This is a genomic window from Serratia sp. M24T3, assembly GCF_000257645.1.
GTDB lineage: Bacteria > Pseudomonadota > Gammaproteobacteria > Enterobacterales > Enterobacteriaceae > Rouxiella.
Genome location: NZ_AJHJ01000059.1, coordinates 1 through 11177, shown reverse-complemented (window position 1 = coordinate 11177; position 11177 = coordinate 1). Strand labels below are relative to the sequence as shown.

The 11177-nt window shown below is 49.7% G+C and carries 17 protein-coding genes; all 17 read left to right on the top strand.

The features are described from left to right. Positions 1 to 987 precede the first annotated feature (987 nt). The 17 genes from SPM24T3_RS23555 to SPM24T3_RS23475 all read left to right on the top strand — a co-directional run bounded on the left by SPM24T3_RS23555 (position 988) and on the right by SPM24T3_RS23475 (position 11117). Positions 988 to 1317, top strand: a complete 330-nt coding sequence (locus SPM24T3_RS23555; protein ID WP_009639353.1) for a phage holin, lambda family — start codon at positions 988 to 990, stop codon at positions 1315 to 1317. Then, positions 1301 to 1738 carry a lysozyme gene (locus SPM24T3_RS23550; protein WP_009639352.1) on the top strand — a complete coding sequence of 146 codons (438 nt, stop codon included), beginning with the start codon at positions 1301 to 1303 and terminating at the stop codon, positions 1736 to 1738. The genes SPM24T3_RS23555 and SPM24T3_RS23550 overlap by 17 nt, the downstream gene beginning before the upstream one ends. Beyond that, positions 1735 to 2151: a hypothetical protein gene (locus SPM24T3_RS25255; RefSeq protein WP_009639351.1), complete on the top strand. Its 417-nt coding sequence runs from the start codon at positions 1735 to 1737 to the stop codon at positions 2149 to 2151. Before SPM24T3_RS23550 ends, SPM24T3_RS25255 begins: the two co-directional genes overlap by 4 nt. A 198-nt stretch (positions 2152 to 2349) precedes the next feature. After that, a complete protein-coding gene (locus tag SPM24T3_RS23540; protein WP_009639350.1) occupies positions 2350 to 2568 on the top strand; it encodes an Ig domain-containing protein in 219 nt (72 codons plus the stop codon). A 69-nt stretch (positions 2569 to 2637) separates the two neighbouring features. Beyond that, entirely contained in the window at positions 2638 to 2844 is a 207-nt protein-coding gene (locus SPM24T3_RS23535; protein ID WP_009639349.1) for a hypothetical protein, read from the top strand. Positions 2845 to 2846: 2 nt separating this feature from the next. Continuing rightward, a complete protein-coding gene (locus SPM24T3_RS25005) occupies positions 2847 to 3197 on the top strand; it encodes an HNH endonuclease (protein ID WP_009639348.1) in 351 nt (116 codons plus the stop codon). 254 nt (positions 3198 to 3451) lie between these two features. Continuing rightward, complete coding sequence (locus SPM24T3_RS23525; RefSeq protein WP_009639347.1) at positions 3452 to 3922, top strand: phage terminase small subunit P27 family; 471 nt, start codon at positions 3452 to 3454, stop codon at positions 3920 to 3922. Then, positions 3919 to 5649: a terminase large subunit gene (locus SPM24T3_RS23520; RefSeq protein WP_009639346.1), complete on the top strand. Its 1731-nt coding sequence runs from the start codon at positions 3919 to 3921 to the stop codon at positions 5647 to 5649. Before SPM24T3_RS23525 ends, SPM24T3_RS23520 begins: the two co-directional genes overlap by 4 nt. Further along, positions 5649 to 6953, top strand: coding sequence for a phage portal protein (locus SPM24T3_RS23515; RefSeq protein ID WP_009639345.1), 1305 nt, complete (start codon positions 5649 to 5651; stop codon positions 6951 to 6953). The genes SPM24T3_RS23520 and SPM24T3_RS23515 overlap by 1 nt, the downstream gene beginning before the upstream one ends. Positions 6954 to 6964: 11 nt before the next feature. Next, entirely contained in the window at positions 6965 to 7813 is an 849-nt protein-coding gene (locus SPM24T3_RS23510) for a head maturation protease, ClpP-related (protein ID WP_009639344.1), read from the top strand. Positions 7814 to 7822: 9 nt separating this feature from the next. Then, positions 7823 to 9034, top strand: a complete 1212-nt coding sequence (locus SPM24T3_RS23505; RefSeq protein WP_009639343.1) for a phage major capsid protein — start codon at positions 7823 to 7825, stop codon at positions 9032 to 9034. 66 nt (positions 9035 to 9100) lie between these two features. Beyond that, the gene (locus SPM24T3_RS23500; protein WP_009639342.1) at positions 9101 to 9343 is read left to right on the top strand and encodes a hypothetical protein; all 243 of its coding nucleotides are present in this window, start codon (positions 9101 to 9103) and stop codon (positions 9341 to 9343) included. A gap of 9 nt (positions 9344 to 9352) precedes the next feature. Continuing rightward, positions 9353 to 9679 carry a head-tail connector protein gene (locus tag SPM24T3_RS23495; RefSeq protein WP_009639341.1) on the top strand — a complete coding sequence of 109 codons (327 nt, stop codon included), beginning with the start codon at positions 9353 to 9355 and terminating at the stop codon, positions 9677 to 9679. Positions 9680 to 9757: 78 nt separating this feature from the next. Further along, positions 9758 to 9943, top strand: a complete 186-nt coding sequence (locus SPM24T3_RS23490) for a hypothetical protein (RefSeq protein ID WP_009639340.1) — start codon at positions 9758 to 9760, stop codon at positions 9941 to 9943. Between the two features lies 1 nt (position 9944). Next, positions 9945 to 10277 carry a phage head closure protein gene (locus tag SPM24T3_RS23485; protein WP_009639339.1) on the top strand — a complete coding sequence of 111 codons (333 nt, stop codon included), beginning with the start codon at positions 9945 to 9947 and terminating at the stop codon, positions 10275 to 10277. Then, positions 10270 to 10755: an HK97-gp10 family putative phage morphogenesis protein gene (locus tag SPM24T3_RS23480; RefSeq protein ID WP_009639338.1), complete on the top strand. Its 486-nt coding sequence runs from the start codon at positions 10270 to 10272 to the stop codon at positions 10753 to 10755. Before SPM24T3_RS23485 ends, SPM24T3_RS23480 begins: the two co-directional genes overlap by 8 nt. Then, on the top strand, positions 10752 to 11117 hold the full coding sequence (locus SPM24T3_RS23475; RefSeq protein ID WP_009639337.1) for a DUF3168 domain-containing protein: 366 nt from the start codon (positions 10752 to 10754) through the stop codon (positions 11115 to 11117). The genes SPM24T3_RS23480 and SPM24T3_RS23475 overlap by 4 nt, the downstream gene beginning before the upstream one ends. Positions 11118 to 11177: the final 60 nt, after the last annotated feature.

Sequence of the window (11177 nt, the reverse complement as noted above, 5' to 3'; positions counted from 1 at the left end):
TTTTCCATTTTGAGATTTAGTGATATTTTTATGATGTTGTAGTGAATCCCCCTATGCGGAGGGGCTAAGCAACTATGTGATAGCCGATTTCTTCTACGTGCGGACCGCGGTTAGTTGGCCAACGGTTCACCGGGAGGCACCCGGCACTACAACAGGCCCCTGTAGAAATGCAGGGGCTTTTCCATTTTGAGATTTAGTGATATTTTTAAACACGTTGTAGTGAATCCCCCTATGCGGTGGGGCAAATCAACTATTTTCATGTGACACTCCAATATGCGAACCACGGTTGGTTGTCCAAAGGTTCACCGGGAGGCACCCGGCACTACAACAGGCCCTTGCAGAAATGCAGGGGCTTTTCCATTTTAGGGGATTATGCTATTTTGCATGCCGTCGCAGCGGTATAATTTGAATGCAAGTTCATGAATTATGTCAAATTAGAACGGTCGTACCGGAGCAATCCTTAAACGACGCCGGAGCGTAAACGGCAAACACCCGCTGCGACATCACTCAAATATTGTCTCTACCGTAATGGAGAGGCTTTTTACTTTCTACACATCAGATAAGCTGCCTGACGAATTGAACGGCATTGCAGAACACTCGCGTGGTGAAACAGGCAGCTTTTCGTTGTGATGAATGCGCAGGCTGATGCGCTACTAGGGTAATGGCTAACATCCGCATGATGTGCACCGTCTTGAGGCTAGAGCACGTAATGGAATCTGGGAAAGGTGCGGTTCCCCCGGAAAATCGTGTTAAGCCCAATGAAATATCAAGAACAGCCATATGTCAGCACTCTCAGCGCTGACCATCACAACCGTAGTGGGGCTGTTAACCCCCGATAAAATTTCTAAGGCTGCCAATCGGCGGCCTTTTTTTATTTCCCAAATTTAGCGCCGTGTAATCGCTCTCAAATGCCCCAGAACGCCTAGAACGCCGGCGCTAATCCTTTTATGACTTCAGCACACCCAACCAACGTTGGAGGTGGAGACTATGACAATGCCCTACAAACAAGATTTTATTGCGGCGCTGATGGCTGCCAAAGAGCAGGGCATTGGTGCCGTGCTGGCCTTTCTCATGGCCTATCTTCGCGGTCGGTACAACGGCGGTAAATTCTGGAAGATTATTGTTGATGCTCTAATGTGCGCGATGATTGCCTGGTTCGTTCGTGACGCGCTCAATTTCTTTGGGCTGAGCACGAACCTTGCTTATATCGCCAGCGTATTCATCGGTTATTTGGGCACTGATTATTTCGGTGGTCTGCTGCGTCGTGTTATCGGCAACAAAACCAATACGGGGTCGCCAGATGAAAATCAGCAATAACGGCATCACCCGGCTTAAGGGTGATGAAGGCGAGAAGCTCGAGGGGTATCGGGACAGTCGCGGCATACCCAGTATTGGCGTTGGGCATACTGGCACAGTAGACGGCAAGCCCGTCGCGCTTGGTATGGTCATCAACCAGAACAAATCTACCGAATTGTTGCTGCAGGATATCCAGTGGGTGGAGCAGACAATTAACAGTTCGGTGAAAGTGCCACTGAATCAAAATCAATATGACGCCCTGTGCAGTCTGGTCTTCAACATTGGCGCAGGGGCGTTCATTAGCTCTACGGTACTGAAACGCCTTAACCAGAAAGATTATGCCGGAGCTGCTGACGCATTCCTGATGTGGAAGAAGGCCGGTACTAACCCGAACATCCTGCTGCCTCGCCGTCAGCGTGAACGCGCACTGTTCTTATCATGATAAACAAAACCGCCATCATCTTGACCGCTGTCATCTTGCTGATTATTGCTCTGCTAATGTGGGCTGCTTTCCATTATTACGGAAAATCGGTATCAACTGCCGACCAACTCACGACCGCAGTACAGCAAAAGAAAGAAGCCGAATTCATCACCAACTCTCAGGCGCTGAGCGTCGGCATATTTAACCAGATTGCCGGAGCCACGCTCAATGACCAGAAAACGAATACCTCGGCAAGTCAGGGCCGCCAGACAATCATTAAGACGGTACTTGAAACAGCACCGTGCAATCTGGTGCTTGTTCCTACTGCCGCTACTGACAGCCTGCGCGACCACTACAACGCAGTACGTCAAGGTGCCATCAACACCGATACCGGCAAGCCTACTGCAGTATTGCCCGCCGTCCCCGCCACCTGATAACCCGCTGAGCTATGGCGGTTCTGTATTGTGGAATGAGCTACTGCTTACCGATCTGCAAAACTGCAACAACCAGCTCGAAGGCATACGCCAGATAGAAGAGGCCAGACAGAAATGATTAAGCACTTTCTCGCATGGCTGAAAAGTCTTTATTACATACCAGCCACCACGGCTGAAACCCAATCATCAGGAGACATCATGCCAGAACCATTAGTTGACACATCAGCACAGGCTCAAACCGCAGCACCTGCCAACACCAGCCTGCAATCAGACATTCCGGTCGAAGCCTCAACTTCAGCGCTGGATAAGGCCAAGGCTGAATTCGAGGCATTCGTTGCCTTTGTTGAACACGGCATTGAGGTGCTGGGCGCTAATGCAGAGACTGAGTTAGTCGCGCTGAAAGATAAATATCTTTAAGGCATTACAGAACCCATTCAGTGAGTGGGTTTGATAATGACTTTCCAATCTATTTGATAGTGAGGATTCATGAAACAGACCAAACAATTCCAACTGGCAAAGCTTTATCGTGGCGGTCAGTTCTTTGGCTTTGCTGTTGCTGTCGATGGCGAGATCATTGGTAGGCAGGTCAGCTCAAACATCGAGACTCTACCTGGTGCAATGCCTGTAATTAACGCTCAATTCATGCTGACCGAAAGCGAAGTAGAAAACCCTATAACTATTAGCTTGGATTAATTATGCCCGCACGAATCCCTCGCGCCTGCCGTCATCGTGGATGCGCAAAGACTACGGTCCATCGTTCTGGCTATTGCCCTGACCATATCAATACTGGTTGGGAGCAACATCAGCAAGGCAAGAGCAGGCATGAGCGCGGCTATGGTGTGAGTTGGGATAAGCTCAGGCCCATCATACTTAAGCGTGATAAGCATCTTTGTCAGGAGCATCTGAGGCAAGGTATCCCAGTTCCCGCGACAACGGTTGACCACATCAAGCCAAAGGCCCAAGGCGGCACGGACGATCACGACAATCTTGAAAGCCTTTGCTGGCCCTGCCATCGCACCAAGACGGCAAAAGAGAAACGGAACTGAATCAGCCTGCGGCAACCTCGGGGATGATATCTATTCTCATTCAAGAGGCGATATTAGTTGCATTTTGAATTATTGCATCATGAATGAGACGGATTCTCATCTGTGGATGCAAAAATGATGCAAAATCATGAAAATGAGACAAATTATCATTTGCGAGGGAGGGCGGGGCGAGAGTTCAGGGCCTTTCGCCTAAAGGACCGCGCCCTGAGTCTTTTTTTTACAACCGCGAAATATAAAAATTAACTGGAGCGTCTATGGCTGGAGCGACGGGCCGATCCGGTCGCCGTCCAAAGCCGACCTCGCGGAAGCTGCTGGCAGGTAATCCGGGCAAAAGAGCCCTAAATAAAGACGAACCCTCATTCACTCCAATTACCGGCGTCGAACCTCCTGAGTGGTTAGATGAGAATGCGGCCACAATGTGGCGAATGGTTTCAAAAGAGCTTTGTGCGCAACAGGTTCTATGCGCCACCGACTTACATAACCTTGAAATGTTTTGTATCGCCTACTCCAATACGCGCGCAGCACAAAACCATATCGCCGAGCATGGCATCGTTATGGCCGGTTCAATGGGCGGCCCAATTAAAAATCCTTCGCTGACAGTTCTGAATGAGGCCATGCGCCAACTTGCCTCTTTTGGGGGAATGCTTGGACTGGATCCGAGTAGCCGTCAGCGCCTGGTAGGGGCTAATAAAAAACAATCTGATAACCCCTTTAAAAACCTATGAAACGTAAAGCTTACCCGAACGTTAACGCTGCAAATCAGTATGCCCGCGATGTCGTCCGGGGGAAGATTACGACTTGCCGCTATGTGATTGATGCCTGCCAGCGCCATATTGACGATCTGGCAAGGGTGCGCAGCACCAAATTTCGCTACAAGTTTGATAAAGACCTGGCAGAAAAAGCGGCCAAATTTATTCAGCTTCTGCCGCATACCAAAGGCGAGTGGGCTTTCAAAAGAATGCCGATCACGCTTGAGCCTTGGCAGCTTTTCATTATCTGTGCTGCGTTTGGATGGGTGAAAAAAAACACTAAACTTCGCCGCTTCCGGGAGGTTTATACCGAGATCCCGCGCAAAAACGGCAAGTCGGCAATATCTGCGGGCGTCGCACTGTATTGCTTTACCTGTGATGACGAATTCGGTGCTGAAGTTTATTCCGGCGCTACGACAGAAAAGCAGGCCTGGGAAGTTTTTCGGCCCGCGCGTCTGATGTGCAAACGAACACCCGCGCTCTGTGATGCTTTCGGCGTTGAGGTCAATGCCTCTAACATGAATCGCCCAGAAGACGGGGCGAGGTTTGAACCATTGATTGGTAATCCTGGCGACGGTGCCTCTCCGAGCTGTGCCGTCGTGGACGAATATCACGAACATGAAACTGATGCGCTTTACACCACGATGCTCACCGGTATGGGATCGCGTCGTCAGCCCTTGATGTGGGGCATTACCACGGCGGGATATAACATCGAGGGGCCATGCTACGACAAACGCCGCGAAGTGATCGAGATGCTCAACGGTACCGTTCCAAACGAGGAGCTTTTCGGGATCATTTACACGGTGGATGAAGGTGATGACTGGACAGATCCGGCAGTGCTTCGCAAAGCTAACCCTAACATGGGGATTTCTGTCTACAGCGACTTTCTCTTAAGCCAACAGCAGCGCGCGATGAATAATGCCCGCCAGGCGAACGTGTTCAAAACTAAACACCTCAACATTTGGGTTTCGGCTCGCGCCGCATTCTTTAATCTGGTGAGTTGGCGGAATTGTGAAGATGAGAACCTATCGATTGAGCAGTTCGAAGGCCAGCCCTGCTATTTAGGTTTCGACCTCGCGAGAAAGCTAGACATGAACAGCATGCCTAAAGTTTTCACGCGCGATATTGATGGGAAAAGGCATTACTACTGCATTTCACCTAAGTTCTGGGTGCCTTACGACACGGTATTCAGCACTGATAATGACCAGCAAAGGACGGCAGAACGCTTTCAGAAGTGGGTAAATACCGGGCATCTTGAAGTCACAGAGGGAGCAGAGATTGATTACCGAACCATTCTGGAAGAGGCAAAGTCAGTCAACCGCGTTAATCCTGTTCAGGAATCACCGATAGACCCCCACGGTGCGACGAATCTTTCGCATCATCTGGCTGACGAGGGATTAAACCCGATAACGATCATTCAGAATTACACAAACATGAGTGACCCCATGAAGGAGCTGGAAGCGGCTATCGAGTCCGGCAGGTTCCATCATGACGGTAATCCCATCATGACCTGGTGTATCAGTAACGTGGTCGGTAAGCATCTGCCGGGTAATGACGATGTTGTCAGGCCCATCAAAGAGCAGAACGAAAACAAAATTGATGGCGCGGTAGCGCTGATCATGGCGATTGGTCGTGCAATGTTGCCGGACACCGGACCGGATATAGACGGCTTCCTTGATGACCCAATAATGATAGGTGTCTGATGAAAGAGAACAAACATCCGGGACGTGTGAAGAGCGCGCTCTTAAATTGGCTCGGCGTTCCTATCAGCCTGACAACCGGTACTTTTTGGCAGGAGTGGTATGGAACCAGTAGCAGTGGAAAGATAGTGACCGCAGATAAAGCGATTCAACTTTCAGCGGTATGGGCTTGCGTCCGCTTACTCAGTGAATCTGTTTCCACGCTGCCGATGAAGGTCTATAAGCGTGAGGCGGACGGTTCGCGGTCACTGGCCACCGATCATCCGGCTTACAAACTACTTTGCCGAAAGCCAAATTCTGAAATGACGCCGTCACGATTTATGCTGATGATCGTCGCGAGTCTGGCTTTACGCGGCAACGCTTTTGTCGAAAAGCTTTATATCGGTCAAAAACTTGTTTCCCTGAATCCACTGCTACCCCAAAACATGGTGGTTAAGCGTCTGGATAACGGGCAGCTTCAGTACACCTATACCGAGAACACTGCACAAAGGGAAATACGCCCTAATCGCCTGATGCATATTCGGGGGTTTGGCCTTGATGGTGTGTGCGGGATGATGCCTATGCGGGTCGGTCGAGATGTTATCGGTGCTGCGATGGCCGTTGATGAAGCAGCCGCTAAAGTGTTTGAGAACGGATTGCAAAGCTCAGGTTTCCTCTCTTCGAAAACCGATTTGAACGACGCACAACGAACGCGCTTACGTCAGTATTTACAGACGTTTGTTGGTTCAAAAAATGCCGGTAAGTTGATGGTTCTCGAAAACGATATGACCTATCAAAACGTGACCATGAACCCAGAAGCAGCGCAGATGCTTGAGAGTCGTGCTTTCAGCGTAGAAGAGGTTTGTCGCTGGTTTCGTGTCCCGCCATTTATGGTTGGCCATGTTGATAAACAAAGCAGTTGGGCTTCAAGCGTTGAAGGCATGAACCTTATTTTTTTGACAAATACCCTTCGCCCGCTTCTGGTCAATGTCGAGCAGGAAATAGCGCGTTGCCTGCTCGATGGCGACGATGATTACTTCGCTGAGTTTTCCGTTGAGGGACTTTTAAGAGCAGACAGCGCAGGTCGCGCGGCTTACTACACAACTGCTTTGCAAAATGGCTGGATGTCTCGCAATGATGTTCGCCGACTTGAAAACATGCCGCCGATTGCTGGTGGCGATATTTATACCGTTCAGCTCAACCTAACACCCCTTGAAGATCTGAAGGAAAACAGCCTTGCGGCCAAAGCGTTAATAGTTCGTCAAGTTCACGACGCCGTTTTCCCTGATATTCCTTTCGAACAGTCACCGCTACAACAAGCGGCTTAGGAGCATCTCCCATGACATTAAAAAGTCTTCCGGCAGCGCCGGAGGGGCGGCTCTCTGCGCGTGAAAAACGCGACTTGCCGTCTTCCGCAATGGAGCGTTGGAACGGCGGCATTAAAGCCGCAAAACCGGACGATAACAGCATTTCCATCTTTAGCGTGATAGGAGCCGATTACTGGGGCGAAGGTGTCACGGCCAGCCAGATTTCCTCCACGCTGCGTGGGCTCGCTGGGGCTGACGTCACGGTCAACATCAATTCGCCAGGCGGCGATATGTTCGAAGGGCTAGCGATTTATAACCTGCTGCGAGAATACGACGGCAAGGTAACGGTAAAAGTCCTCGGACTTGCCGCCTCTGCAGCCTCAGTAATTGCCATGGCCGGTGATGATATCCAAATTGGTCGCGGCGCTTTCCTAATGATCCACAATTGCTGGGTTTATGCGATGGGAAATCGCCATGATTTTGCTCAAATTGCCTCTGAAATGGAGCCTTTTGATAAGGCTATGAGTGACATCTACTCCGCGCGCAGCGGCTTGAGCGGCGACGAAATAGGTAAAATGATGGATGGCGAAACCTACATCGGCGGCAGCGATGCAGTGGATAAAGGTTTTGCCGACCGTCTTTTATCAGCTGATGAAATCAGTAGTGATAATGACAGCCCGTCAGCTGCTCTACGCAAGCTTGATGCCATATTGGCGAAAGCTGATACCCCTCGTTCTGAGCGTCGAAAACTCCTCAAAGCCTTAACTGGCGGCAAGTCTGGCGCTGCTGCCGAGCATGAAGGTACGCCGAGCGCTACCGATGAAATAAACCCTGAAAACCTCATAACTCTTGAAAACGCGCTGGCCGCGTTCGGCAAATAAGGAAACACCATGTCTGAAGTAAACGATATTCTCAAAAAAGTCACTGCCAGTATTGAAGAGGCAAACGGCAAGTTCAGTGCAAAGGCAGAAGAGGCACTTAATGAAGCAAAAAAATCCGGCACCCTTTCTGCCGAAACAAAAGCCGCTGTCGATAAGATGGCCTCTGAATTTAACGCAATGCGTGAAGCTGAGAAAACCATCAAAACAGCACTGGGTGAATTGGAACAACACGTTGCTCAAATGCCTCTTAGCAGTGCAAAAAGCGTTATTGAAAGCGTTGGCCACCAGGTGATCTCCGCTGAAGCGCTGAAAGACTTTGCGACCAGCATTCAGGGCAATAAGCGACTGAGTGTGCCGGTTAAGGCAGCGCTGTTAACCGTAAACGTTCCGGGCCAGATTGTTGCTCCCCAGCGTTTGCCCGGTATCGATACGGCACCGAAGCAACGTCTTTTCATTCGTGATCTGATTGCGCCAGGCACAACCGAGTCAAATACCATTTACTGGGTGCAGCAAACTGGATTCACCAACAATGCGGCGGCCGTAGCGGAAAATACCGCGAAGCCTTATAGCGATATCGTCTTCGCTGAAAAAATCACGCCAGTTCGTACTATTGCCCACATGTTCAAAGCTTCGAAACAGATCCTGGATGATTTCTCTCAGTTGCAGTCAACCATTGATGCTGAATTGCAGTACGGCCTCAAGTACGTAGAAGAGCAGGAGATTCTCTTTGGTGATGGTACTGGCGCGCATCTTGATGGCATCATCCCGCAGGCTACGGCCTACGCTCCAGCCTTCGATGTTGCCGAGCAAAACGGGATTGATGATCTGCGTCTCGCCATGCTGCAAGCACAGCTTGCACGCTTCCCGGCATCCGGTCATGTTCTGCACTTTATTGATTGGGCGAAGATCGAGTTGATTAAAGATTCACTGGGCCGTTACATCCTGGCAAACCCAGCGGCACTAACCGGCCCAACGCTATGGGGCTTACCAGTTGTAGCTACAGAATTTGCCGCCTTCCAGGGTAAATTCCTGACGGGTGCATTCAACGCGGGTGCTCAAATCTTCGACCGTGAAGAATCCAATGTGGTTATCTCCACTGAAAACGCCGATGACTTTGAGAAAAATATGATTTCGATCCGTTGTGAAGAGCGTCTCGCCCTAGCGGTTAAGCGCCCTGAAGCGTTTATTTATGGAACCTTCACTGCCCCGGCTGCTGCTTAAGCTATTCGGTAAGTGCGTAAACACCTAAAGCGGCCGTTTGGCCGCTTTTTTGTAGGAGTGTCCAGTATGAAATTAGTAGCCAATAAGCCTATTTATCTCAGGGGTGATGTTGTCCTTGCCGAAAATAGCTTTGAAACCGACGAACAGCATGGCCGTGAGTTGATTAAAAAGGGCTATGCAGCACAGTTTGTTGAGTCTGTCGATACGGACGAAGCCAAAGCAGCAGCCGAAGCCAAAGCAGAAGCGGAAGCCAAAGCAGAAGCGGAAGCCAAAGCAGAAGCGGAAGCCGAAGTATCTAAGAAAAAATAAGGCCAGCCCATGATGGATATCAGCCTCGTTAAAAAGCACTGTCGGATAGAGGACGATTTTACAGACGATGATGATTGGATTGCTGGTCGAATCAAAGGAGCAATCCGTTATGTGGAAAATTACACAAGACGGAAAATGTATAGCACTGAGAACGATGCAGGATATGCAGAAGATCGCGATGCTCTGCTTTACGGTGAGGACATTGAGACAGCAATGCTTCTTTTGATCGGTCACTGGTATGAAAACAGAGAGGCTGTAAATGTTGGCAATATTACATCTGCCTTAGATTTTGCCGTTATAGCACTCCTGCAACCTTACAGGATTTATGGGCTGTAAATATATCAGGGGAATTTATGGCATGTGCCGGATGTGAACGCCGCCGAGAGTGGCTAAAAAAGTGGACGAAAATTGCCTATGAGCGAGCAACAGCTAAGCCAACTGCTGGAGGCGATGAAAAGTCAGACAGCAGCAATGAACCGCCTGGCGGAATCGAACGAAACGTTAGTGGCGCTGATCGTCCAGAATCTTGACGATGGTGGAGATTTTGAAAAAGAAAGCACCGGGCCAACCTACCTTAGCGGCGCGCCGGTAAGGGGTTGATATGCAGGCTGGTAAACTTCGTCATCGTGTGTTGCTGCAAATTCCGGTTAATTCACAAGATCCAGAATCTGGGGCCGTCACTCCGAGTTGGCAAGATGTCAGGTATCTCTGGGCCGAAGTCACACCATTATCTGTAAGGGAGTTTATTGCCTCTCAGGCAGGACAGAGTGAAATTTCTGCCCGAATAAAAATTCGGCGTCGCAGTGATATAACGTCAAAACATCGCCTCATTTTCCGTAGCCAAATTTATAACATCGAAGGTGTTCTTCCAGACCCTGAAAGCGGACTTGAATATCTCACCTTGCCTTGCTCTGAGGGAGTCAATGATGGCTGATGGCATAGAGTTTTCACTTATAGGACTTGATAGCCTGCTGGGTAAACTGGATACCATCAGTGATGATCTGAGGCGTAAAGGTGGACGAGCTGCCCTGCGTAAAGCGGCAAATGTTATTGCCGAAAAGGCAAAGGCGAATGCCATGCGGGTTGATGACCCACACACAGGCCGAAGTATTGCCGATAATATCGCCATTCGTTGGAATGGGAAGGTATTTAAAACTACCGGTAACTTGGGTTTTAGGATCGGCGTACTTCATGGCGCGGTCCTGAAAAACCATCCGGATAAAGCCAAAAATGCGCCCACTCCACACTGGCGATTGCTTGAGTTTGGCACAGAAAAAATGAAGGCTCAGCCGATAATGAGGCCAGCTATAGCATCAGGTGCCGCAGAGGCTGTAAATACTTTCGTTTTAGAATATGAAAAGGCTATCGACCGCGCGATTGCACGGGCACAGAAAAAAGGGATTTCGCCATGATCGCACCTATTTTCACTGTTTGCTCGGCCTCAGCTGCAGTAACCGCATTGCTAGGTACTAACCTGTTACGTATTTATCCTTTTGGTCTCAAGGATGATGCTGTCATTTATCCTTATGCAGTGTGGCAGAACGTCGGTGGTGCTCCTGAAATGTACCTTGGAACTCTGCCAGATTGCGACAGCTACACCATTCAGGTTGATATTTACGCTGACACCGTTCCATCGTTGCAGGCAATTGCAAAGGCATTACGAGATGCCATTGAGCCTCATGCCTACATCACCCGATGGGGCGATCAGGATAAAGACCCTGAAACAAAACGTTATCGCTATTCATTCGACGTTGACTGGATAGTTACGCGTTAGGACCCTGAAATATTAACCCACCGGCTTAAAGCCGGTTTTTTTATGCCCGGAGAAAACCAT